Source organism: Amaricoccus sp., assembly GCF_017993425.1.
GTDB lineage: Bacteria > Pseudomonadota > Alphaproteobacteria > Rhodobacterales > Rhodobacteraceae > Amaricoccus.
The window spans coordinates 129780-153654 of the sequence record NZ_JAGOMQ010000001.1; the positions used below are offsets into that span (position 1 = coordinate 129780).

Here is a 23875-nt window from a genome sequence, read left to right on the forward strand (position 1 = left end):
GTCAGTCCCCGAGGATGCGAATCGGCACGTCGGCGAGGATCTCGTCGAGGCCCGGCGTGTTGGCGGCGTCGAATCCGCCGACGGAGTTCAGTCCGGCGCCGATCAGGCGGACGACCTCTGGCGAGCCGGCGAACTTGGAATGGCTGCCCGAGCTCGAGTCGTCGATCTCGGACAGGTCGATGACGGTCAGCCCGAGATCCTCGAGCTCGGCCGTGTCGGCGGCGCCGACCCGCGGCACGCCCCCGGCGATCCGGCGCGAGAAGCGGAGCGCGCCGTCATCCTTGGAGACGAGCAGGTACATCCGCTCGCGGACGTCCTGAGGCAGCTGCGCGAGCTGTGTCCGGAAGAGGTCGATGTCGATGTCGGGCGAGGCGAGAATGATCTGGTTGATCCTGTTGCGCCGGCCGAGCTGGCCGGTCTGCGCCGCGTCGACCAGCCCCTCCATGGTGAGGAAGGCGCCCATCGAATGGGCGAAGACGTCGAGGCTCTCGGCGTCGGTGCGGGAGAGGATCTCGGCCATGTGCTTGATCTGGACGCGCGCGACCAGCGCGCTGTTGAGGTCGTAGACGTAGCGGGGCGCGCGTGCGGCGGAGGCCCAGGTGAAGAGCACCGGGACGCCCGGGAACCCGGTGTCCTCCACGAATTGCGACAGGCGCAACAGGGCGTCGCTCGTCGTGTTGTTGTAGCCATGGACGAACAGGAGGATCCGGCGCTGGCCCCTCGGGCGGGCGGCGAGCTCCTCGTCGACCCGGGAGATGAACGCGGCCTCGCTGTGGTAGACGACCGGATCGACCACGGCGAACTGCGTGCGCGGGTCGGGCGGCAGGCGGCGGGGCCGCTCCAGCTGGCCGGGAAGGTGGGTCGGCGGGACGGTCACCTCGACCGAGGCCAGGCCGAGGTCGGGGGCGCGCTCGGCGGAATAGAGCGCGCCGACGACCTCGGTCGCCTCGCGCGTCGTCATGATGAACAGGCGATGGCGGTCGAGGTCGGGCAGCGACAGGGCCGGCGCCTCGGGGTTGTCGACGCCGATGAGCTCCGGCGGGCGGCTGCATCCGATCAGGACGAGGACGACGAGTGCGGCGAGACCTGCGAACCGCATTCAAGACCCCTCCGAAACGGGACGCCGCCGGTTCATGTCGGCCGCACGGGCGGCCGGCGCCGGAACCGTAGCGGCGCGCTGTTCCGCGGGCAAGCGGCGATCGGCGATCGGACTTGGCGGCGGAACGCCGGCGGCGCGCGCGAGCCTGCCGAGGCCGGGGATCGCGGCGGGCCGCATCGCCTCAGGGCGCCTCGTACCAGATGCGATAGAGGGCGCCGGCGCGGTCGTCGGAGACCAGGAGCGAGCCGTCCTGGAGCTCGGCGACGTCGACCGGGCGGCCGAGATAATCGCCGGTCGCCTCGACCAGCCAGCCCTCCGCGAAGGGCTCGGTCCTGGCCGTGCCGTCCGGGGCGATCTTCGTCGCCATCACCCGGGCGCCGATCGGCACGGTGCGGTTCCACGAACCGTGCTGGGCCGAGAAGATCGCGTTCCGGTATTCGGCCGGGAACATCGAACCGGCATAGAAGATCATCCCGAGATCGGCCGCATGCGCCTCGGTCTCGACCACCGGGAAGATCAGCCCCTCGGGCGGGGTCTCGTCCGCGAACTCGTTGGTGCGGACGTCGCCGCCGCCATACCACGGAAAGCCGAAGTCCTGGCCGGCGGCGGCGATCCTGTTGATCTCGCCCGGCGGAATGTCGTCGCCCATGCCGTCGACCTGATTGTCGGTGAACCAGAGCTCGCCGGTCGCCGGGTTGAAGTCGTGGCCGACCGAGTTGCGGATGCCGGTGACATAGACCTCGCGCCCGGTCCCGTCCTGGTTCAGCCGGATGATGCCGCCGATGCCGGCCTCCCGGAACGGCTCGACCAGCTCGGGCGGGGTGACGTTGTAGGGCTGGCCGAGCGAGACGTAGAGCTTGCCGTCCGGCCCGACGCGGCAGACGCGGGCGGCGTGGTTGTCGCTCTCGTGCTCGGCCGGGATCAGCTCGCCGTCGGGGATGACGGGGACGGCGACGACGTCGGGGCTCTCGTAGAAGAACTCGGCCGCCGGGTAGGCGAGGAGCCGGTTCTGCTCGGCGATGTAGAGGACGCCCTCGGGCGAGAAGCACGGGCCGTTCGGGATCGCCTTCTCGAGCGAGGGGGCGAAGTTCTTCACCTCGTCGGCGACGCGGTCCTTGTTGCGGTCGGTGACCGCCCAGACCTCGGACTTGCGGGTGCCGACGAAGGTGACCACCCCCTGCGGCCCGACCGCCATGTGGCGCGCATCCGGCACGACGGCGTAGAGCCCGATATGGAAGCCCTCGGGCAGGGTGATGCCTTCGAGGGTCTTCCTGATCCCGTCGGCGAACTCGCCGGTCTGCTCGACGATCGTGAACTCCTTGGCGCCGGTGGTCTTGAAGGCGCCGAGCTTTGCGAGCGCGTCGGGCACGGCCTGCGCCTGCGCGGACACGGCGATGGCGAGCGTCGCGACGGACGCGAGCAGGGATCGCATGAGGTCTCCTCCCGGGACGTCCTTGTGGGTCCGACTGTGCGCGTCGCGCGACGATGCCGCAAACGTTAATCGCGCTGCGCGATTCCCTCGCGGGGTGGGCTGTGTGCGCCGCATGGGGAAGGTCTGGCGTCGGCCGCGCCGCAGATGCAGTGTTCGCCTCCGGCCCGGGAATAACCGCGGCCATGCCCGCGTTGTCTCCCACACCGTCCCGAAGGCGCAGGCCATGCGAACCGACCTTCTCCGCCGCGCGTTCCGCCACCGGAATGCGCCCGGGATCCGCCTCTGGCTCTGCGGCGACGGGAGCGGCTTCGCCGTCGTGCCGGGGGCTCTCCGCCCGTCCGGCTGCCCCCTGGTGATCTACACGCGGGCCACGTGGGGCGGGCCGTCCTTCGCCTACCCGGCATGGCCCGGCGGCGTCGGGTTCAGCCGGGAAGTGGCGCGGGAGTTCATCGAGAACGATGGCTGCGCGCCGAGAAAGGAGCCGGACTGGCTGCCATGGCGCGCCGCTCTGCGGCAGCCGCCGCCTTTTGAGACGCTCGTCAGCGACGCGCTCGCGTTTCAGGACACGCGCGCGACGCCGGACGAGGAAAGCACGCTGGTTCGGGACAAGTGGGTCCACATCTTCTGCGACTACTCGGCCGATGGCGTCTGGGAGAAGGACGGCGGCGCGTGCTGTGCCGAGGAGCTTCCGGTGTCGCCGGAGCTGATCGAGCGGATCAGGGCCTGGCAGATGGTCTACGAGACCAACGAGATTTATCGCGGCGTCACGGAGTGGGAGCACGAGGAGCAGTTCTGTCGCGAGGGTCGCGAGATCGCCCATGCGGTCAAGGCCGCCCTGCCGGACTGGACCGTGATCTATCTCGACGAAGGCGAGCGTCCCCCCGCCCGTTGGCCGAAAGGGGACCGGGAGAAATCGGCGCATGATCCGGCCTGGCGGATCTATTTCGAGTACGAGGTGTTCGGCTCGCCGGAGGAAACCCGCACGCGCCGGGTGGCGACGGCTGCGGAGCTGATGGGGCTCGTTGCCGGCGAGACCCGTCTGCGCAGTGGCGACGGTCGGGACGGCGTGTTCGAGGGGGCGGTCGAGTTCCGCGACGCCGCGCTGTGGGTCGCCGTCCGGACCGCGAACGGGCCGGAGCTCTGGGGCGACCGGAGTCGCGGGTCGTGACGCCGCGGGCGGCTCAGGCCGGCAGTGGCGCGAGCGGGCGCTCGCGGATCGGCAGGTGGACGATCGCGGAGAAGAGGCCCACGCCGACGCCGATCCACCAGACGAGGTTGTAGTTGCCGTAGACGTCGTAGAGCGCGCCGCCGAGCCAGATGCCGATGAACCCGCCGATCTGGTGGCTGAGGAACACGATGCCGTAGAGCGTGCCCATGTAGCGCAGGCCGTAGATCTCGGCGATCAGCCCGGAGGTCAGCGGCACCGTGGCGAGCCAGAGCGCGCCCATCAGGAGCGAGAAGAGGAGCACGCTCCCCGGCGTCATCGGGGCGAGGATGAAGGCGGCCGCGACGACGGTGCGGGCGAGGTAGATCTGGGCGAGCAGGTATTTCTTGCGGAAGCGCGCGCCGAGCGCGCCGGCGACGATGGTGCCGCAGATGTTGGCGAGCCCGATCACCGAGATCGCCACGGCGCCGAGGGCCGAGGTGGTGGTGATGCCCATGCCCGCGAGCATCGAGCCCGGCGCGATCGGGCCGCAGACCTCGGTGACGAAGGCGGGGAAATGCGCGGTGATGAAGCCGAGCTGGTAGCCGCAGGAGAAGAAGCCGACGAAGATCAGCGTGAAGGACGGGTCGCGGAAGGCGCGGACCAGCGCCGCGCCCATCGGCTCGTCCGGCGCGACGCTGGCGACCGCGCCGGGGGCGGCGCGGCGCGGCGCGGCGATGAAGGGGAGCGCAGCGAGGCTTGCGAGGATCGCCGCCGCGAAGACGAGGAAGACGCCGGACCAGCTCATGACGGAGAGCAGCGCCTCGGCGATCGGCGGGCCGACCACCTGGCCGGCGGAGCCCGCCGCGGTGGCGATGCCGAGGGTCAGCGAGCGGCGCTCCGGCGAGGCGGCGCGGCCGACGATGGCGAGGATGACGCCGAAGCCGGTGCCGGCGATGCCGAAGCCGATGAGGACGTTGTAGAGCTGGTGCGCCTCGGGCGTGACGGCGAAGGCGGAGAGCGTCAGCCCGAGCGCGTAGAGCAGCGCCCCGAGGATGATCGCCTTGCGGTCGCCGAAACGCTCGGCGATGGCGCCGAAGATTGGTTGGCCGACGCCCCAGGCGAGGTTCTGCACGGCGATGGCGAAGGAGAACTCCGCCCGCGGCCAGCCGAACTGCGCGGCGATGGGGATCTGGAACACCCCGAAGCTCGCGCGGGCGCCGAAGCCGATCAGCAGGATGATCCCGCTCGCGATCAGGACGGGCGTGAACAGCTTCTCGCGGGCGGCGGGGACTGCGGGCATGACGGACTCGCGGCTTGGGAGGCGGGACACTCTGGCCTCGGGGCGCGCCGGCGTCAAAGGACAATGCGTTGTGCGGCGCATCACGGGGCGTGATGGGACGACGCGGCGGCGGCGGCTTGGCCTGCGTCGCGGCGGCTGCTAGGCAAGCCGCGCCGGAGGCTTGCGCATGACCGAATATCTCTTTCGCGACGACGCCTATCTCGCCGAGTCCGGGGCCGTGGCGACCGCCTCGGGGCCGGAGGGCGTCGAGTTCAATCGCACGATCTTCTACGCCGCCTCGGGCGGGCAGCCGGGGGACGTCGGCGCGATCATCCTCGCCGACGGGCGGGAGGCGGCGGTGATCGACACGGTCCATCCCGAGGGCGACCGGACGCGGATCCTGCACCGGCTGGCCGAGGGGGCGCCGCTGCCGGCGGTGGGCGAGGCGGTGCGGCTGCGGCTCGACATGGCGCGGCGGAAGCGGCTGATGCGGGTGCATACGGCGCTGCATCTGCTCTCCGTCGTGCTGCCCTTCCCGGTGACGGGCGGCGCGATCGGCGAGGCGAAGGGACGGCTCGACTTCGACATGGCCGAGCCGCCGCCGGATCTCGCGGCGGTCGAGGCGGCGCTCAACGCGCTGGTCGTGCGCGACCTCGCGGTGACGGCGGAGTGGATCACCGACGCCGAGATGGAAGCGCGGCCGGAGCTGGTGAGGACGATGAAGGTGAAGCCCCCCACGGGCCAGGGGCGGGTGCGGCTGATCCGCATCGGCGCCGGCGACGACACGGTCGACCTCCAGCCCTGCGGCGGCACGCATGTGGCGCGCACCGGCGAGATCGGCCGGCTGGCGATCGGCAAGGTCGAGAAGAAGGGCCGCGAGAACCGGCGCGTCCACCTCTTGCTGGCGGCGCCGGCATGACCGAGGGGCCGATGGCGGTCTACCGCGCCCGGGTCGCCTCCGGGGCCATCGCCGCCGACCCGGCGCAGCGGCTGGCGGTGGAGAAGCTCCAGCTCCTGTGGATGCGGCTCGCCGACTACAACCCGGCCCGGCCGAAGCGGGTCGGGCTCGGCCGCTTCGGCTGGGGCCGCGACCGGCTGGAGCAGAAGCCGGTGCCGGGGCTCTACCTCTGCGGCGGCGTCGGGCGCGGCAAGTCGATGCTGATGGACCTGTTCTTCGAGGCGACGGCGATCAGCCCGAAGCGGCGCGTGCATTTCCACGCCTTCATGCAGGAGGTCCACGCCGCGATCCACGCGGCGCGGAGCCGCGGCATCGACGATCCGGTCAAGGCGGTGGCCGACGTGATCGCCGACGGCGCGACGCTCCTCGCCTTCGACGAGATGACCATCACCGACATCACTGACGCGATGCTTGTCGGGCGGCTGTTCCAGCGGCTGTTCGAGCGCGGGGTGGTGGTGGTGACGACCTCGAACCGGGCGCCGGACGAGCTCTACAAGGACGGGCTCAACCGCCACCTGTTCCTGCCGTTCATCGCCATGCTGAAGGAGCGGCTGGAGATCCACGAGCTCGACAGCGCCCGCGACCACCGCCTGGGCCGCGCCGCCGGCGAGGCCGCCTGGCACGCGCCGCTGGGGGAGGAGGCGGCGGCGGCGATGGACCGGACCTGGGCGCGGCTGGCGGGCGGCCCCGGCGAGCCGCTCGACATCGAGGTCGCCGGCCGCTCGCTGATCCTGCCCGCCTTCCGCGACGGCGTGGCGCGCGCGAGCTTCGCCGAGCTGTGCGGCCGCCCGCTCGGCCCGGGCGACTACCTCGCCATCGCCCGCACGGTTGACACGCTGCTTCTCGACCGCGTGCCGGTCCTGTCGCGGGCGCGGGCGGACGAGGCCAAGCGCTTCGTGACGCTGATCGACGCGCTCTACGAGGCGAAGGTCCGGCTGATCGCCTCCGCCGAGGCCGCGCCGGAGGCCCTCTACGGCGACGGACCCGGCGCCTTCGAGTTCGCCCGCACCGTCTCCCGCCTCGCCGAGATGGGCTCCGCCGACTGGGCGGGGTGACGTGCGCGGGCCTGCCGGGCGTCCGACCTCGAGCGATCGCCTCGCAGGAGCGCCCCGCGCCGGCCAGGCCTCGTGGGTTGCGCCTGGCCCCCGATATAGAGGGCGCGTCGGCGGGGATTAAGCCCCGGCGCGCCCTTCCCAGGCGGGGACGATCAGAAGAATGGTGCGTCAGGCAAGGTCGCCCGCGGGCGGCGCCGGGTCGGCGGTCCATTCGGCGGCGAGGCGGTCGGCGTTCGCGGCGAGCCAGAGCAGCGAGACGAGGAGCGGGCCGTTGTTGACCTCGCCGGTGACCTCGCCGGTATCGAGGAGCGCCAGCGCCTCGGCCAGGGGCGCGACGATCACCCGTATGTCCTCGTCCTCGTCGGCGAGGCCGTGGACGCCGCCCATGCCCTCGTCGAGCGAGGCCTCGCCGACATAGGCGGTGATGTGCTCCGCCATCGTCCCCGGCGAGGTGTAATAGCCGGCGATCCGGCGCATCCGGCCGAGCGTCAGCCCCGCCTCCTCGACTGCCTCGCGCCGCGCCGTCGCCTCCGGCCCCTCGCCGGGATCGCAGCGGCCCGCCACCGCCTCGAGGCTCCAGGGCCGGGGGTCGCGCCGCGCGTAGGGCCCCGGGCGGAACTGCTCGATCATCAGCACCAGCCGCCGGCCCGGGTCGAAGGGCAGCACCGTCACCGCGTCGCCGCTGGCGAACACCGCCCGCTCGACCGGTCCCGACATGCCGCCGTCGAAGCGGCGATGCCGCAGTCGGCGCTCCTCGACGGCGAAGTAGCGGAGATAGGGGCGCTCGACCCCCAGCGCCTCGACGTCGGCCGCCGCCGACAGGTCGCGGCGCAGGCGAACCGGCGTGCGGTCCGCCCCGCCGCGGACGCGGGCGAGCGCCCGGTAGCCGATCCCCGGCATCAGCGCCGGCATCTCCGCGGCCGGACGCAGCCCGAACTGCGCCATCGCCTCGGCCGCCGCCTCGAGGAGATGCGCCCGCCATTCCGGGTCCGGCGCGGCCGGCCAGGGGGCCTCCGGCGCATCGGCCTCCGCCGCCGGCATCGCCTCCGCCGGCCCGGCGCTCGTCAGCACATCCCGCGGCGCGCCGCCGCCGAAGGCCGCCAGCGCGAAGCGCATCCGCGCCGCCGCGGCGTCGTCGAGCGTCGCGACCACGCCCTCGGCCCGCGCGCCCGGGATGGCGACCGGCGCCACGCGGGGCTTGTGCGGATCGGCGCGGAGCGCCAGCCCCTCGGCGGCGGCGGGCCGCGCCGCGACGTCGGCCGGTCCGAGGATGCAGGCGAGAAAGTCCCCGTCGGCGAAGGGGGCGGTCAGGAACAGGTCGGGCATGCAGGTCGGTCTCTGGACGGCGGCGCCACGCCACGCCGCCGGAGCGCCGCTGTCAAGGCCGGCGCGGGCAGCCTCAGCGTCCCGGGCGACCGAACCGGTCGAGCAGGAACAGGAGCACCACCGCGCCCACCGTGGCGATGACCAAGGCCCCGACGAAGCCGGTCGCCCGCAGCCCCAGCACCCAGAACAGCACGCCGCCGAGGAGCGCGCCGGCGACGCCGGTCACGAGGTTCTGCGCCAGCCGCTCGCGACGCCCGTGCAGCGCGTTCGCCGCATAGCCGGCGATCAGCCCGACGATCAGAAACGTGACGAGACCCAAGCCGAGCATCCGTTGTTCTCCCGCTGAGATCCGCCAAGCGGTACGTCCTGCCCCGCCGAGCGTCAACGGCGGAAGGCCACGTTGCGGCTGCGAGGATTTCTTTCTGCGGTTGCGCAAGAAACCCGTCGGGACCGCCGAACAACCCCTGGGACGGAGTCCGCGTTGTGCGGCGCAAGTCCTTGACGCGGCCCATAGAGTTAAAATTCGCGGCCTGCGTGCACGGGCTCGCGCTATGATTGTGCGTCGCCACAAACTGAAAAAGAATCGCTTCAAACTCGATCGATCCGTGGTATGGACGCTGCGGGTGGATGGACCTCGAACACCCCACCGGGGTCGAATCTCCTATTGGGTGTCGCTTTTGCGGGGGGTGTTGTCATGTCCGACAACTTTCTGAATCCGTCTATCAACTTTGCCAACGACGCGCGTCCGAGGAACGGCGATCGTCCCGGCGTCAACGCGTCCGACGGCGGCGCCGCGGGCGCGGCGCAAATCCGCCTGACGGGCAACAACTGGTACGACGACGGGACCGGCGCGTCTCTCGACGGCGCCAACCGTCCGGGCGCCCGCGAGATCTCCAACGCGGTGTTCAAGCAGACCGATTCGAACGGCGTGTTCATCGACAAGCCGAACGAGGGCGGATTCTCGAGCCTGATGTGGGTCTGGGGTCAGTTCATCGACCACGACATGGACCAGACCGACAACGCCGCATCCAACGGCAAGGCCTCGATCTCGGTGCCGGTGGGCGACCCGATGCGCGACACGGGCGGGGTCACGTCGATCGACTTCGACCGCTCGACCCCGATCTCGGGGAGCGCGCCGCGCGAGTTCCCCAACCAGGTCACCTCGTTCCTCGACGCCTCGATGGTCTACGGCTCGAGCGACGCCAAGCTCACCCAGTTGCTGGTCCCCGGCACCGCCAAGCTCAAGCTCTCGGCCGAGGGCACGATCCTCTTCAACCAGGCCCTGCCGGTCATCGGCAACGGCGCCGTCGCGGGCGACACCCGCGCGGGCGAGAACGAGGCCCTGCTTTCCATGCAGGCGCTCTTCGCGCGCGAGCACAACCGGCTGGTCGACAAGCTGGCCGCCGCCGGCCTGACCGTCGCGCAGCAACTCGAGGGGGCGCGCGCCCGCGTCGAGGCGATGGTGCAGGCCATCACCTACAACGAGTTCCTGCCGAAGCTTCTCGGCCCGACCTGGGATGCGGCGAACCCCTACGCCGGCTTCAACTCGAACGTGAACCCCGCGATCTCGCTGGAGTTCTCGACGGCGTTCTATCGCCTCGGCCACTCGATGCTCTCGTCCACGATCAACCGCACCAACGAGGACGGCTCCACCGACGCCGCGGGGAACCTTGCGCTGCTCGACGCCTTCCAGCAGCGCGGGGCGACGATCGCGATCACCGGGATCGAGGACATCCTGCGCGGGATGTCGACCACCAAGTCGCAGAAGGTCGACACCTTCTACGTCGAGGACATCCGCTCGTTCCTCTTCCAGGCGGGCCCTCCGGGCTCCCCGCTCTTCGGCCAGGATCTCGCGGCGCTGAGCATCCAGCGCGGCCGCGACCACGGCCTGCCCAGCTACAACGAGGCGCGGGTCGCGCTCGGCCTGACGCAGAAGACCAGCTTCAACCAGATCACCAACGACAGCGCCGTCGCGGCGAAGCTCAGCGCCCTCTACGGCGGCGACATCAGCAAGGTCGACCTCCTGGTCGGCGGCCTCGCGGAGGATCCGGTGGCGGGCGGCATGGTCGGCGAGACCTTCCGCGCCGGCCTGATCGACCAGTTCGTCCGCCTGCGCGACGGCGACAAGTTCTTCAGCCTGCAGCGCGGCTTCGACGCGAACGAGCTGAACGAGCTGTGGTCGACCAAGCTCTCCGACATCATCGCGCGCAACAGCGACGTCGCCGACATCCAGGACGACGTCTTCGTCGCCTATAACCGCATCGGCGGCACGAGCGGCAACAACACCCTCAACGCCCAGGCCGGCAACAACCTGATCATCGGCTTCGCCGGGGTGGACACCCTGAACGGCGGCGCGGCGGACGACCATCTCTCCGGCGGGGCCGGCGCGGACCGGCTGGTCGGCGGCGCGGGCAACAACGTCCTCGTCGGCGGCACCGAGGGCGACACCTTCGTCATCAACGTCAGCCTGACCAGCTCCAACAAGGTGCGGGGCTGGGAGGCGGCCGACGCCTTCGAGTTCCAGAACACCGCCGGCCACGGCCCGATCAGCGTGACCGACAGCGCCGCCGGCGCGGTCATCACCTTCGGCTCCTCCACCACGGTGGTCGAGGGCGTCTCCGCCGCGGCGCTCAACTTCAAGGCGCCGCAGGTCACGGCCAATTCCGGCACGGGCCCGGCCGGCTCGGCCGTGGTGATCGACGTACTCGCCAACGACAACGACACCGACGGCGACCAGGCGGTGATCGACCCGACCTCGGTGCAGATCGTCGGCGCCGACGCGCTCTCGAACGGCCACACCAAGACTGTGGCGGGCCAGGGCACGTGGTCGGTGAACACCACCACCGGCGCGATCACCTTCACCCCGGTCTCCGGCTTCTCCGGCGCGGCGACGGCGATCTCCTACACGGTCGCCGACACCTTCGGCCAGCGCTCCGCCGCGGCGGCGGTCGACGTCACCATCACCGGCTCCCCGGTCAACACCCCGCCCACCGTTCTCGCCGACAGCGCCTCGGGGCCGATCAACACGCCGGTCGTGGTCAGCGTGCTGGCCAACGACACCGACAACGGCGCGATCGACGTGACCTCGGTGCAGATCGTCGACGCCGACGGCAGCTCGAACGGGCTGATCAAGACCGTCTCCGGCCAGGGTCAGTGGTCGGTGAACACCACCACCGGCGCGATCACCTTCGTCCCGGAGACCGGCTTCACCGGCGCGGCGACGGCGATCTCCTACACCGTCGCCGACACCCTCGGCCTGCGCTCCGCCGCGGCCGCGGTCAACGTCACCATCGAGCCCGGCAACACGCCGCCCAACGTCTCGGCCGATACGGCTACCGGCCCGGCCGGCGCGCCGGTCGTGGTCAGCGTGCTGGCCAACGACACCGACAATGGCGCGATCGACGTGACCTCCGTGCAGATCGTCGACGCCGATGGCAGCTCGAACGGCCTGATCAAGACCGTCGCCGGCCAGGGTCAGTGGTCGGTGAACACCACCACCGGCGCGATCACCTTCGTCCCGGAGACCGGCTTCACCGGCGCGGCGACGGCGATCTCCTACACCGTCGCCGACACCCTCGGCCTGCGCTCGGCGGCGGCGGCGGTCAACGTCACCATCACCTCCGGCAACACGGCGCCGACGGTGACGGCCGACGCCTTCACCGTCCCGGCCAACGGCTCCGCCACCTTCGCGATCCTCGCGAACGACAGCGACGCCAACGGCATCGACGCCACCTCGGTCCTGCTCGAGGGCGCCGACGCCGGCTCCGCCGGGCGCACCCGGACGGTCGCCGGCCAGGGCGTCTGGACCGTCGACGCCACGACCGGCGCGGTCACCTTCGCGCCGATCGCCAACTTCACCGGCGCGGTGACGAGTGCCGCCTACACCGTCGCCGACAGCCTCGGCCTGCGCTCGGACGCCGCGGCGATCGGGGTCGCCATCACCGGCGGGATCAACCCGGGCCAGACCGTCAACGGCAACGGCAACGCCAACACCCAGAACGGCGGCGCCGGCAACGACACGCTCAACGGCCAGGGCAACAACGACACCCAGAACGGCAACGGCGGCAACGACGTCCTGAACGGCGGCGCCGGCAACGACACCTCGAACGGCGGCGACGGCAACGACATCATCGTCATCCGCGGCAACGAGGGCCGGAACGACTTCATGAACGGCGGCGCCGGCCTCGCCGACACCATCCGCGTCGACGCAAGCGGCGGCGCGGTCACCCTCGCCGGCACAAACCGGATCAGCAACGTCGAGATTTTCGACGGCGGCGGCGAGGCGGTGCTCGGCACGAGCAGCGGCGAGACCTTCGACTTCTCGAAGTTCGTGGTGGTGAGCGGCGTCGCGTCCATCCGCAGCATGGGCGGCGCCGACACCGTCACGGGCAGCAACGGCGCCGATAACATCTTGGGCGGCGGCGGCAACGACACCCTCAACGGCGGTCTCGGCGACGACAACCTCCAGGGCGGCGACGGAGGCGACACGCTGAACGGCGGCGACGGAGCCGACACGCTCGACGGCGGCGCCGGGAACGACAACATCTTCGGCGACGCCGGCGACGATCTCGTCATCATCCGCGGCTCCGAGGCGACTGGCGACACGCTCAACGGCGGCGACGGGTTCGACACCCTGCGCATCGACGCCAGCCGCGGCGACTTGACGCTGACCAGCACCAACGGGATCTCGAACTTCGAGTTCCTCGAGGGCGGCAACCGCGTCATCCGCGGCAACGACGGCGGCAACACGCTCGACTTCTCGAGCTTCACGTCGATGACCAACGTCGCCTCGATCCGCGGCTTGGGCGGGAACGACACGATCCGCGGCTCGGCCAGCGCCGACAGCCTGTTCGGCGGCGGCGGCAACGACACGCTCGACGGGCGCGGCGGCGGCGACGAGTTCACCGGCGGGTCGGGCAACGACACGTTCCTCTTCGTGTCGGGCGCGTCGGGCGGCGATCACCGCATCAGCGACTTCGACGCGAGCGGCAACGACGTGATCCGCCTCGTCGGGTTCTCCGAGCTCGCCGGGCTCAGCAACGCCCAGCGGCTCGCCATCGTCGACGACGCCACCACCTTCGGCGGCGGCGGGGCGACCATCGCGCTCGACGACCTCGGCGGGTCCGGCGAGATCTTCCTCGCCAACGTCAATACGGCGCGGCTCAGCTTCGCGGCCGAGGACTTCACCTTCGGCTGAGGCGCCACGCCCCCCCGGCGCGGCCGCGCCGGGGGCTTCCTCGCATCGACATGGGCGGCTATATGGCCGCCCATGGCCGTCTCTCCCAACGCCCCCGCCCTGCCTCCGCAAGTCGCGCGCCGCCGCACCTTCGCGATCATCTCGCACCCGGACGCGGGCAAGACCACGCTGACCGAGAAGTTCCTCCTCTACGGCGGCGCCATCCAGATGGCCGGCCAGGTCCGCGCCAAGGGCGAGGCCCGCCGCACCCGCTCCGACTTCATGAAGCTCGAGCAGGAGCGCGGCATCTCGGTCTCCGCCTCCGCCATGTCCTTCCCGTTCCGCGACTGGTGGTTCAACCTCGTCGACACGCCGGGCCACTCGGACTTCTCCGAGGACACCTACCGCACGCTGACCGCCGTCGACGCGGCGGTGATGGTCATCGACGGGGCCAAGGGCGTCGAGAGCCAGACCCGCAAGCTCTTCGAGGTCTGCCGGCTGCGCGACCTGCCGATCCTGACCTTCTGCAACAAGATGGACCGCGAGGCGCGCGACACCTTCGAGATCATCGACGAGATCCAGCAGGAGCTGCAGCTCGACGTCTGCCCCGCGTCATGGCCCATCGGCCAGGGCCGCGACTTTCTCGGCTGCTACGACATGCTGAACGACCGGCTGGAGCTGATGGACCGCGCCGACCGCAACAAGCGCGCGGAATCGGTCAAGATGCAGGGCCTCGACGATCCCCGCATGGCCGACCACATCCCGGCCGACGCGCTCGCCACGCTGCGCGAGGAGGTCGCCATGGCGCGCGAGCTGCTGCCCGCCTTCGACCACGAGGCCATGCTCGCGGGCAACCTCTCGCCGATCTGGTTCGGCTCGGCGATCAACTCCTTCGGCGTGCAGGAGCTGATGGCCGGCATCGGCGCCTGGGGCCCCCCGCCGGAGATCCACGCCGCCGAGCCGCGCGCAGTCGCCGCCTGGGAGCCCGAGGTGACGGGCTTCGTCTTCAAGGTCCAGGCCAACATGGACCCCAAGCACCGCGACCGCGTCGCCTTCGTGCGGCTGTGCTCGGGGCATTTCCAGCGCGGCATGAAGCTCTTCCACGTGCGCTCCGGCAAGCCGATGGCGGTGGCGAGCCCGATGCTGTTCCTCGCCCAGGACCGCGAGCTCGCCGAGGACGCCTGGGCGGGCGACATCATCGGCATCCCGAACCATGGCCAGCTCCGCATCGGCGACGCGCTGACCGAGGGCGAGAGCATCCGCTTCACCGGCATCCCCTCCTTCGCCCCCGAGCTCCTGCAATCCGTGCGCGCCGGCGACCCGATGAAGGCGAAGCACCTCGAGAAGGCGCTGAACCAGTTCGCCGAGGAGGGCGCATCGAAGCTCTTCAAGCCGCAGGTGGGCTCGGGCTGGATCGTCGGGGTCGTCGGGCCGCTGCAGTTCGACGTGCTCGCCTCGCGCATCGAGCAGGAATACGGCCTGCCGGTGCGCTTCGAGCCGACGCAGTTCACCTCGGCCCGCTGGGTCTCCGGCCCGTCCGAGCGGCTCGACGCCTTCGCCAAGGCCAACAAGGGCCACATGGCGGAGGACCATGACGGCGATCCCGTCTACATGACCCGCCTGCAATGGGACATCGACCGCGTCTCCCGCGACTGGCCGGAGCTGCGCCTCACCGCGACCAAGGAGACGCACGCGTGACGCCTGTGGATAACTTCCCAATTAACACTTTTATCGTTATGATTCAGCATCTTGATAAGCGTCCCACTGTGGGACAGGCGGCTGCCTGGTGAGCACGCCGTCCTGGCTCTGGCATCTCGGCCACGTGCCGGGCTACCTCGTCCTCGCCATCCACGTCGCGCTCCAGGTGTTCTTCATCGGCCGCGCCCTGCTGCGCCCGGAGCGCGAGCCCGCGGCGCGCATGGCCTGGGTGGTGGTGATCCTCGTCGCGCCGGTGGTCGGGCTCGTCCTCTACGTGCTCTTCGGCGAGCCCAATATCGGCCGCCGCCGCATCGCCCGCCTCCGCGCCGCGCTGGCCCGCCTGCCCGCCTTCGACACGCTCGCCACCCACGAGGGCGAGGGCGAGGCCGCCTTCATCGTGCCGAACCGCCTCGCGCCGCTCTTCCGGGTCGGCGAGTCGATCAGCGGCTTCCCGGTGGTCGGCGGCAACACCGGCGCGCTCATGGCCTCCTCCGACGCCGCGATCGACGCGATGATCGCCGACATCGACGCGGCGACCGAGCACGTCCACCTGATGTTCTACATCTGGCTGCCGGACGGCAACGGGCTGAAGATGGTCGAGGCGGTCAAGCGCGCCGCCCGCCGCGGCGTGCCGGTGCGGGCGATGGCCGACGACCTCGGCTCGCGCCTGCTGATCCGCTCGCCGCACTGGAAGGACATGGCCGCCGCCGGCGTGCGGGTGGCCGCAGCGCTGCCCGTCGGCTTCCCGCTGTCGCGCCCGCTCAAGGGCCGCATCGACATGCGCAACCACCGCAAGATCCTGGTGGTCGACAACCGCGTGACCTATTGCGGCAGCCAGAACTGCGCCGACCCCGCCTTCGCGATCAAGGCGAAGTACGCCCCCTGGGTCGATGCGATGATGCGCTTCGAGGGACCGATCGTCCGGCAGAACCAGCACCTCTTCGCCTCGGACTGGATGGCGCACACCTCGGAGGACCTGAGCGCGCTCGTCGCCGAGCCGGTCGGGCCGCTCGGCGACGGCTTCCCGGCGCAGGTCATCGGCACCAGCGCCGCCACCCGACCCTCGGCGATGCCGGAGATGTTCGAGGCGCTGATGTACGCCGCCCGCCGGGAGATGGTGGCGACGACCCCCTACTACGTGCCGGACGAGCCGATCCAGGCCGCGCTCTGCGCCTCGGCCCGCCGCGGCGTCGCGACCACGCTGATCCTGCCGGCCCGCAACGACAGCTGGATCGTGGCGGCGGCGAGCCACAGCTACTACGGGCAGCTGCTCGAGGCGGGGGTGCGCATCTTCGAGTTCCTGCCCGGGCTCCTGCACACCAAGTCGCTGATCATCGACGGCGAGGTCACGCTGATCGGCTCGGCCAACATGGACCGGCGCAGCTTCGAGCTGAACTCGGAGAACAACATCCTGCTCTTCGACAAGGCGCTCAGCCGGGCGATGCGCGCCCGGCAGGACGAGTACATCGCCCAGTCGAAGGAGGTCGACCGCGCCGAGGTCGAGGCATGGAGCCTCTACGCCCGCCTCCGCAACAACGCCATCGCGATGTTCGGACCGGTGCTGTGAGCGCGCCCCGAGGCGCGGCGTAGCGAAGGCGGCGCCACGAGGCGCCGGCGCTCAGCCGTTCTTGTCGGGGATGTTGAGCGCCGCCTGCGACGCCGGCCGCGCCAGCGCCCGCGCGAGCCAGTCCGTCACGTTCGCGAAGCGGTCGAGCCCGACGAGATCACGCGCCTCGTAGAAGTCGAGCCCCCGCACCCAGGGCCAGGCCGCCATGTCGGCGATCGTGTAGTCGGCGCCCATGATCCAGTCGCGCCCCTCGAGCCGGCCGTCCAGCACGCCGAGGAGCCGCTTCGCCTCGCCGACATAGCGCTCGAGCGGCCGCTTGTCCTCGATCTCGCGGCCGGCGAACTTGTTGAAGAAGCCGATCTGCCCGAACATCGGGCCGATCCCGCCCATCTGGAACATCAGCCACTGGATGGTCTCGTAGCGGGCGGCGCCCTCGGGCAGGAACTTCCCGGTCTTGTCGGCGAGGTAGATCAGGATCGCGCCGGACTCGAAGAGGCCCATCGGCTTGCCGTCCGGCCCGTTCGGGTCGAGGATGGCTGGGATCTTGTTGTTCGGGTTGAGCGACAGGAACTCGGGCGTCGTCTGGTCGCCCGACAGGCGCACGAGGTGCGGCTCGTAGGCGAGCCCGGTCTCCTCCAGCATCGCCCCGACCTTGATCCCGTTCGGCGTCGGCCAGGAATAGAGCTGCAGGCGATCGGGATGCGCGGCCGGCCAGCGCGCGGTGATCGGATGGTCGAGAGCGGGGGCGTCCAGGCTCATTCGTCGATCTCCAGTGGGCGTGTCCTTGGGGACGTGACCTCGGGCCCGGGAAGGCAAGCCCCGGTCCCGAGGCTCCCCGGCCGTCACGCCGCGATCAGTCGACGAAGGCCTTCTCGATGACGAACTGGCCGGGCTCCGAGTTCGAGCCCTCGACGAAGCCGAGCTCCTCGCAGATCGCCTTGTGCTCCTGGAGCATGGCCATGGAGCCGCAGATCATCACCCGGTCGGTCGCCGGATCGAGCGGCGCGCCGGTCGCCGCCGCCAGCCGGCCGTCGCGGATCCAGTCGGTGATCCGCCCCATGGCCGGGCTCTCCTCGCGGGTGGTCGTCGCAATATGCACGAGCTTGTCGCCGACGACCTCGGGCAGGAACTCGTGCTCGCGGATCCGCCGCGTGAGGTCGTAGCCGAAGGCGAGCTCGCCGACCTGCCGGCAGGTGTGGGTGAGCACGACCTGGTCGAACTTGTCGTAGGTCTCAGGGTCGCGGGTGATCGAGGCGAAGGGCGCGATGCCGGTGCCGGTCGAGAACAGGAAGAGCCGCTTGCCGGGCACCAGCGCGTCGTGGACGAGGGTGCCCACCGGCTTCGGCCGCATGACGATCTCGTCGCCCTCGCGGATATGCTGGAGGCGCGACGTCAGCGGGCCGTCCTGCACCTTGATCGAGTAGAACTCGAGCTCCTCCTCCCAGGCCGGCGAGCAGATCGAGTAGGCGCGGAGCAGCGGCTTGCCCTCGGCGAGCAGCCCGATCATCGCGAACTCGCCGGAGCGGAAGCGGAAGCTCGCCGGGCGCTCGCAGTGGAAGGAGAACGTCCGGTCGGTCCAGTGCCGGATGTCGCGCACCTTGAGGAGCGCCATGCCGCGCAGCGCCTTGTCCACCACCTGCTCCATCCACCAGTCCTCTGTGCCGTGAGAGCCATGGGCATGGCTCGACCGCTGCGCGCGCCCCGGGCGGCGGCTTTTACACCGGCCGGCCGTCGGGGGAAAGAGCCCGCGAGGTAGTGATCGGCGGGCGATTCGCCTGACGTTGACGCAGATCGGGCGCAAGCATATATGAGCGCGACAAGTCAGGGCCTCAATCCGGAGGCCCGAGGCCGCGCGACAACATAGCGGCCGCCCGCCGCCATAGTAGTCAACGCAAGGCCACATGACCACATTCTCCGACCTCTCGCTCGACCCGCGAGTCCTTCAGGCCGTATCCGAGGCTGGATACGAGACCCCGACCCCCATCCAGGTCCAGTCCATCCCGCACGCGCTCGAAGGCCGCGACGTGCTCGGCATCGCCCAGACCGGCACCGGCAAGACCGGCGCCTTCGTGCTGCCGATGCTCTGCGCCCTGTCCAAGGGCCGGGCCCGCGCGCGGATGCCGCGGAGCCTCGTGCTCTGCCCGACCCGCGAGCTCGCCGCCCAGGTGGCCGAGCAGTTCGAGAAGTATTCCAGACACCTGAAGCTCTCGATGGCCCTCCTGATCGGCGGCGTCAGCTTCAAGGACCAGGACAAGCTCATCGACCGCGGCGTCGACGTGCTGATCGCGACGCCCGGCCGCCTGCTCGACCATTTCGAGCGCGGCAAGCTGATGCTGACCGGCGTGCAGATCATGGTGGTCGACGAGGCCGACCGGATGCTCGACATGGGCTTCATCCCCGACATCGAGCGCATCTTCAAGCTGGTGCCCTTCACGCGGCAGACGCTGTTCTTCTCGGCGACGATGGCGCCCGAGATCACCCGGATCACCGACACGTTCCTGCACAACCCGGTGCGGGTCGAGGTCGCCCGCCAGGCGACGACCTCCGAGACGATCGACCAGTGGGTGGTCAAGCACACCCCGCGACGCAAGGACACCGGCCCGGCGGAGAAGCGCGAGATCCTGCGCCGGCTGATCCGCGCCGAGGGCGACGCGCTCACCAACGGCATCATCTTCTGCAACCGCAAGGTCGAGGTGGACGTGCTGGCGAAGTCGCTGAAGAAGCATGGCTTCGACGCTGCGGCGATGCATGGCGACCTCGACCAGAAGCTGCGGATGAAGATCCTGCAGGCGTTCCGCGACGGCGAGCTGAAGCTGTTGATCGCCTCGGACGTGGCCGCGCGCGGGCTCGACATCCCCAACGTCAGCCACATCTTCAATTTCGACGTGCCGATCCATCCCGAGGACTACGTCCACCGCATCGGCCGCACCGGCCGGGCCGGGCGGTCGGGCACCTCGATCACCCTCTGCCTGCCGCACGAGGAGAAGCACCTCGCGCGGATCGAGGAGCTGGTGAAGAAGGCCGTCCCGATGCGCGAGAGCCCGCTGGCCGGCGGCGCGCCGGTCGATGAGGCGGCTGCGTCGGCGCCTGCCGACCGGGGGCCGCGGTCGCGCGAGCGGTCGCGCAGCCGCGGCGGCCGTGGCGGCGCTTCCGTCGGCGCGCCTGCCCCGGTCGAGGCTGCCGTCCCGGGCGAGGCTATCGCGCAGGCAGCTGCCCGCCGCGAGCGGGACGAGCGCCCGCGCCACGAGGGCGGTCGCCGGCGTTCGGGCGTGGGGGACGCGCTCGTGCCGGGCATGGGGGATCACGTCCCGGCCTTCCTGCTCCGCGAGTTCCGCATCCTGGAGGCCGCCGGACCGGAGGAGGAGGCGGTTGCCGAGGCGCCGCCGCTCGCCGCGGCCGGCGGCGCCTCGAGCGACGTTCCCGTGGGCGGCGCCGTGAGCGACATTCCCGCGAGCGCGGAGGCGGCCGATCCGACCGGCGCGGAAGAGACGCCCCGGAAGCGGCGCGCGCCGCGCCGTCGCGTGGCGAAGGCCGCCGCGGCGGAAGCCTCGCCCTCCGCCGCCTGATGCGGACCGAGTTCGACGAGGAGCTGGAGGCGCGGCTGCTGCGCTACGCCGCGGTCGACACCCAGAGCGACGAGGCCTCGGCCAGCGAGCCGAGCACGGCGATCCAGCTCGACCTCGCCCGCATGCTGCGCGACGAGCTTGCCGAGATGGGGGCGCACGACGTCCAGCTGACCGAGTACGGCGCGGTTCTGGCGACCCTTCCGGCGACGGTTTCCGGCGACGCGCCGACCATCGCCTGGCTGGCCCATGTCGACACCGCGCCGCAGTTCAACGCGACCGGCGTGAAGCCCGTGGCGCATCGGGCCTGGGACGGCGCGCCGATCCGCTTCGCCGACGCTCCCGAGCTGGAGCTTTCGCCAGAGACCCATCCCTATCTCGCCGGCAAGCTCGGCGAGGACATCGTCACGGCGAGCGGGACGACGCTGCTCGGCGCCGACGACAAGGCCGGCGTGGCGATCGTGATGACGGCGGCTCGGTCGCTGCTGTCCCGGCCCGACCTGCCGCATGGCCCCGTGCGCATCGCCTTCACGCCCGACGAGGAGATCGGCCGCGGGGTGCATTCCAACCTGCCCCGCGACCTCGCCGCTTCGGTCGCCTATACCTTCGACGGCGGCGAGAAGGGCGAGTTGACCTGGGAGAGCTTCTCCGCCGACAAGGCGGTCGTGCGGATCCAGGGCGTCTCGATCCATCCCGGCGACGCCAGGGACCGGCTGGTCAACGCGCTGCATCTCGCGGCGCGGATCGTCGACACGCTGCCGCAGGCGACGCGCACGCCGGAGACAACCTCCGGGCGGCAGGGCTTCATCCACGTCTACGAGCTGCGCGGGACGGCCGCCGCTGCGGAGATCCGCCTGATCCTGCGCGACTTCGAGCTCGAGGGTCTCGCCGCCCACGGGGTGCTGGTCCGCCAGGTCGCGGAAGCGGTCGCCGCGACGGAGCCGAGAGCCCGCGTGAACGTCGAGATCACGCCGCAATACCGGAACATGCGCTATTGGCTCGAGACGGACATGCGTCCCGTCGAGATCGCGCGCGCGGCCTATCTTCGCTGCGGCTTCGAGCCGGTCTCCGCCCCGATCCGGGGCGGGACGGACGGGTCGCGCCTGACGGAGCTCGGCATTCCGACGCCCAACGTCTTCACCGGCATGCAGAACGTCCACGGGCCACTGGAATGGGTGAGCGTCCAGGACATGGCGGCGGCGGTCGGCGTCGCCATCGAGCTTGCCCGGCTCTGGTCCGAGCGCCCGCAGCGCTGAGGGCGCCCGGCGACGTCGCCGCACAGCCCGGCCTGAGCCCGGAGAGAGCCTCCCTCACCCGGCCGTTACTCGCCCGAGGCGCGAGATAGCGAAGGGGCGCCCCGAAGGGCGCCCCCATTTCTTGCCGGACAGTCGGATTAGGCGTCGCGCTCAGATAAAGAGCGTGTCGCCGTCGGCCGCGATCCTCACGCCGTCATCGAAGCCGGTGTCGTTGTAGGTCGCGAGCTGGCTGCGCAGCGACGCCGCCGACTCCGTGCTGAGCGCGGGTATCGACGTCCACTTCGAGTTGCCGGTCCCGATCGAGGTGTTGGTCGCGAAGCCGTACCCGTCCTCGTCCTGGACGCCCTTGCCGAAGCCGTGGGTGACGAGCCAGTCGACCGCCTCCCGCAGCTCGGTGTCCGGGGTCGCGTTGCCGGCCAGGCCGTTCAGCGTCGCGGTGATCACCTCGCGGGCGAGCATCGGCCGGGCGTCGCTGGGGGTGCCGGCGGCGATGAGCTTGTAGGCCTCGTCGAGCGAGAGCCCGACCGTGTTCAGCTTGCCCTTGTGGGCGCCCTGAAGCAGCTCGCCGGTGAAGTAGAGCGTGTCCCCGTCGGTGTCGAAGAAGTCGAACTTCTCCGATGCCTTGAGCACATCCGCCGCGGGATAGCCGGGCTTGCCTGCGTTCGGCCCGTCATTGGTGAGGTCGCCGTCCCAGAACGCCTTGTTCTTCGCCCAGAACGAGGCCTTGCACACGCCCCCGTCGCCACCGCCCTTCTTGCCGGTATAGTAGGCCGCGTCGGAGACCGACCCGGTCTGGTCCGTATCGACGGTGGCGACGTTCTTCTGCGTCCCTTCCTGCCAGTAGGAGGTGTAGCGTGCAGTCGCCTTCCCACCAACCGCCAGCGTGTCCGGAAGCGCGATGATGAAGTCGTCCGCGAGATATCCCGGCGTTCCGTTGTCGTCGATCACCTCGATCCCGGTGAGCGTGACGTTGCCGGCGTTCTTCACCACCACCCGGAAGTCGACCATATGGTCCGCGTCCTTGGCCAAGGTGGCGCCCGGGCCGCTGTCCGCGTCCTTCCACGCGCCGTTGACGAGGATCTGCTTCTCGATCGTCACCTTCGGCTTGTAGTCGATCGGCGTCGAGGCGCTGTCGCTGACCGGATCGGTCTGGTTGCTGTCGGCCGTCGCGGTGTTGTCGATCTTGCCGTCCCAGTCGTTACCGTTGGTGTCGATATCCTCCTGGGTGATGACATAGGTTTTGGTGATCGTCTTGCTCTGGCCGACCGCCAAGGTGATCCCCGAAGCGATGGTGCCGCCGAGCAGCGGATCGTCGATCGTCACGCCGGTGAGCTTCTGGGCGCCGGCATTGGTGACCTTGATCCGGTAGGTGATCACGTCGCCGGCGTCGACCAGCCCGTCGCCGTCCTTGTCCTTGATGCCCTTGACCGACTTGTCGATCTCAAGCTTGGCGGGCTTGACGGGCTTGGCCACGAGCGGGACCGACACGCTGTCGCGCACTTCGTCCGTCTGATCGCTGTCCGCCCGCGCCGTGTTGTCGATCTGGCCCGGCGCCACATTGTCCGGCTCGATCGTTCCGTTGCTGGCGATATCGGCAGCCGTGAGGGTGTAAGTCGTCGTGATCGTCCGCGACTCGCCCGGCTTCAGCGTCCCCACGTCCTGGTTAGTGTTAGTGAGCGGATCGGTGACGACGACGTTGGTCAGAGTGACGTTGCCGTTGTTGGTCACCTCGATCTCGTAGACGATCACCTCGCCCGCCTTGTCGAGCTTCCCGTTCGCCCCGCCGCCGTAGCTGCCGTCGTCCTCAATGATCTCGACGAAGCGCTTGTCGATCGCCAGATCGGGATCTTGCGTCACCGTCACCGTCTCGTCGTCGGTGTCCGGCGGCGTCTCGTTGCTGTCCGCCGTCACCACGTTGACGAGCTTGGTCCCGGCGTCGATGTCCGCCTGCTTCACCGTGTAGGTGTAGGTCCCGGTCGCGCTCTCGCCCGGAGCCAGCGTCGTCTTGTCCAGCGTGATCGTCACGTCGTCGCCGGCCTCGCCCGGCGTGAACGCGTCGTCCACCGCCGTGACCCCGGTCAGCGTCGTGTTGCCGGTGTTCGTCACCACGTAGGTGTAGACGATCTGCTGACCGGCCTGCGTCACCTCCGTCACGTTCGCCGTCTTCACCACGTCGAGCTGCGCGTCGGACTTCACCGTCACCGTCTCGTCGTCGGTGTCCGGCGGCGTCTCGTTGCTGTCCGCCGTCACCACGTTGACGAGCTTGGTCCCGGCGTCGATGTCCGCCTGCTTCACCGTGTAGGTGTAGGTCCCGGTCGC

Annotated in this window: 16 protein-coding genes; 8 read left to right on the top strand and 8 right to left on the bottom strand. The window is 70.6% G+C overall.

The genetic code is table 11. The annotated features are described in order from the left end of the window. Position 1 precedes the first annotated feature (1 nt). Both KBB57_RS00620 and KBB57_RS00625 read right to left on the bottom strand, forming a co-directional pair. Positions 2 to 1099 (bottom strand): alpha/beta hydrolase, encoded by a 1098-nt coding sequence (locus KBB57_RS00620; protein ID WP_290745198.1) that lies wholly within the window; start codon positions 1097 to 1099, stop codon positions 2 to 4. Positions 1100 to 1280: 181 nt separating this feature from the next. Beyond that, complete coding sequence (locus KBB57_RS00625) at positions 1281 to 2531, bottom strand: PQQ-dependent sugar dehydrogenase (protein ID WP_290745201.1); 1251 nt, start codon at positions 2529 to 2531, stop codon at positions 1281 to 1283. A gap of 223 nt (positions 2532 to 2754) precedes the next feature. Between KBB57_RS00625 and KBB57_RS00630 the strand changes: the two genes are divergently transcribed. Beyond that, entirely contained in the window at positions 2755 to 3699 is a 945-nt protein-coding gene (locus KBB57_RS00630; protein ID WP_290745204.1) for a hypothetical protein, read from the top strand. A 13-nt stretch (positions 3700 to 3712) separates the two neighbouring features. On the opposite strand, the gene KBB57_RS00635 is transcribed toward KBB57_RS00630, so the two are convergent. Further along, positions 3713 to 4978: an MFS transporter gene (locus KBB57_RS00635; protein WP_290745207.1), complete on the bottom strand. Its 1266-nt coding sequence runs from the start codon at positions 4976 to 4978 to the stop codon at positions 3713 to 3715. 166 nt (positions 4979 to 5144) lie between these two features. Here KBB57_RS00635 and KBB57_RS00640 point away from each other — a divergent pair, with 166 nt between their 5' ends. Continuing rightward, the gene (locus KBB57_RS00640; RefSeq protein WP_290745210.1) at positions 5145 to 5876 is read left to right on the top strand and encodes an alanyl-tRNA editing protein; all 732 of its coding nucleotides are present in this window, start codon (positions 5145 to 5147) and stop codon (positions 5874 to 5876) included. After that, positions 5873 to 6970, top strand: a complete 1098-nt coding sequence (zapE, locus tag KBB57_RS00645; RefSeq protein WP_290745212.1) for a cell division protein ZapE — start codon at positions 5873 to 5875, stop codon at positions 6968 to 6970. The genes KBB57_RS00640 and zapE overlap by 4 nt, the downstream gene beginning before the upstream one ends. A gap of 168 nt (positions 6971 to 7138) precedes the next feature. Here zapE and KBB57_RS00650 read toward each other — a convergent pair whose 3' ends face one another. Both KBB57_RS00650 and KBB57_RS00655 read right to left on the bottom strand, forming a co-directional pair. Beyond that, on the bottom strand, positions 7139 to 8296 hold the full coding sequence (locus KBB57_RS00650; protein ID WP_290745214.1) for an NUDIX domain-containing protein: 1158 nt from the start codon (positions 8294 to 8296) through the stop codon (positions 7139 to 7141). A 73-nt stretch (positions 8297 to 8369) separates the two neighbouring features. Continuing rightward, a complete protein-coding gene (locus tag KBB57_RS00655) occupies positions 8370 to 8624 on the bottom strand; it encodes a GlsB/YeaQ/YmgE family stress response membrane protein (protein ID WP_290745217.1) in 255 nt (84 codons plus the stop codon). Between the two features lie 366 nt (positions 8625 to 8990). Here KBB57_RS00655 and KBB57_RS00660 point away from each other — a divergent pair, with 366 nt between their 5' ends. The 3 genes from KBB57_RS00660 to cls all read left to right on the top strand — a co-directional run bounded on the left by KBB57_RS00660 (position 8991) and on the right by cls (position 16737). Further along, entirely contained in the window at positions 8991 to 13493 is a 4503-nt protein-coding gene (locus tag KBB57_RS00660; protein WP_290745220.1) for a peroxidase family protein, read from the top strand. A gap of 72 nt (positions 13494 to 13565) precedes the next feature. Beyond that, positions 13566 to 15170 carry a peptide chain release factor 3 gene (locus tag KBB57_RS00665; RefSeq protein WP_290745224.1) on the top strand — a complete coding sequence of 535 codons (1605 nt, stop codon included), beginning with the start codon at positions 13566 to 13568 and terminating at the stop codon, positions 15168 to 15170. A gap of 88 nt (positions 15171 to 15258) precedes the next feature. After that, positions 15259 to 16737, top strand: a complete 1479-nt coding sequence (cls, locus tag KBB57_RS00670) for a cardiolipin synthase (RefSeq protein WP_290745226.1) — start codon at positions 15259 to 15261, stop codon at positions 16735 to 16737. 51 nt (positions 16738 to 16788) lie between these two features. Here the strand turns inward: cls and KBB57_RS00675 are convergent, their stop codons facing one another. Then, on the bottom strand, positions 16789 to 17496 hold the full coding sequence (locus tag KBB57_RS00675; RefSeq protein ID WP_290745229.1) for a glutathione S-transferase C-terminal domain-containing protein: 708 nt from the start codon (positions 17494 to 17496) through the stop codon (positions 16789 to 16791). A 94-nt stretch (positions 17497 to 17590) separates the two neighbouring features. After that, on the bottom strand, positions 17591 to 18382 hold the full coding sequence (locus KBB57_RS00680; protein WP_290745232.1) for a ferredoxin--NADP reductase: 792 nt from the start codon (positions 18380 to 18382) through the stop codon (positions 17591 to 17593). A 256-nt stretch (positions 18383 to 18638) separates the two neighbouring features. On the opposite strand from KBB57_RS00680, the gene KBB57_RS00685 reads away from it, so the two are divergent. Both KBB57_RS00685 and pepT read left to right on the top strand, forming a co-directional pair. Further along, positions 18639 to 20303, top strand: coding sequence for a DEAD/DEAH box helicase (locus KBB57_RS00685; protein ID WP_290745235.1), 1665 nt, complete (start codon positions 18639 to 18641; stop codon positions 20301 to 20303). Continuing rightward, positions 20303 to 21556, top strand: a complete 1254-nt coding sequence (gene pepT, locus KBB57_RS00690; protein ID WP_290745238.1) for a peptidase T — start codon at positions 20303 to 20305, stop codon at positions 21554 to 21556. Before KBB57_RS00685 ends, pepT begins: the two co-directional genes overlap by 1 nt. A gap of 150 nt (positions 21557 to 21706) precedes the next feature. Here pepT and KBB57_RS00695 read toward each other — a convergent pair. Beyond that, positions 21707 to 23875: hypothetical protein (locus KBB57_RS00695; protein WP_290745241.1), on the bottom strand; the 2169-nt coding region annotated here is incomplete at its 5' end.

Coding starts and splice junctions, on each gene's coding strand:
- KBB57_RS00685 (WP_290745235.1), top strand. CDS start 18,639: ATGACCACATTCTCCGACCTCTCGCTCGACCCGCGAGTCCTTCAGGCC.
- KBB57_RS00675 (WP_290745229.1), bottom strand. CDS start 17,496: ATGAGCCTGGACGCCCCCGCTCTCGACCATCCGATCACCGCGCGCTGG.
- KBB57_RS00640 (WP_290745210.1), top strand. CDS start 5,145: ATGACCGAATATCTCTTTCGCGACGACGCCTATCTCGCCGAGTCCGGG.
- pepT (WP_290745238.1), top strand. CDS start 20,303: ATGCGGACCGAGTTCGACGAGGAGCTGGAGGCGCGGCTGCTGCGCTAC.
- KBB57_RS00620 (WP_290745198.1), bottom strand. CDS start 1,099: ATGCGGTTCGCAGGTCTCGCCGCACTCGTCGTCCTCGTCCTGATCGGA.
- KBB57_RS00625 (WP_290745201.1), bottom strand. CDS start 2,531: ATGCGATCCCTGCTCGCGTCCGTCGCGACGCTCGCCATCGCCGTGTCC.
- KBB57_RS00665 (WP_290745224.1), top strand. CDS start 13,566: ATGGCCGTCTCTCCCAACGCCCCCGCCCTGCCTCCGCAAGTCGCGCGC.
- KBB57_RS00635 (WP_290745207.1), bottom strand. CDS start 4,978: ATGCCCGCAGTCCCCGCCGCCCGCGAGAAGCTGTTCACGCCCGTCCTG.
- KBB57_RS00660 (WP_290745220.1), top strand. CDS start 8,991: ATGTCCGACAACTTTCTGAATCCGTCTATCAACTTTGCCAACGACGCG.
- KBB57_RS00630 (WP_290745204.1), top strand. CDS start 2,755: ATGCGAACCGACCTTCTCCGCCGCGCGTTCCGCCACCGGAATGCGCCC.
- KBB57_RS00680 (WP_290745232.1), bottom strand. CDS start 18,382: ATGGAGCAGGTGGTGGACAAGGCGCTGCGCGGCATGGCGCTCCTCAAG.
- KBB57_RS00655 (WP_290745217.1), bottom strand. CDS start 8,624: ATGCTCGGCTTGGGTCTCGTCACGTTTCTGATCGTCGGGCTGATCGCC.
- zapE (WP_290745212.1), top strand. CDS start 5,873: ATGACCGAGGGGCCGATGGCGGTCTACCGCGCCCGGGTCGCCTCCGGG.
- KBB57_RS00650 (WP_290745214.1), bottom strand. CDS start 8,296: ATGCCCGACCTGTTCCTGACCGCCCCCTTCGCCGACGGGGACTTTCTC.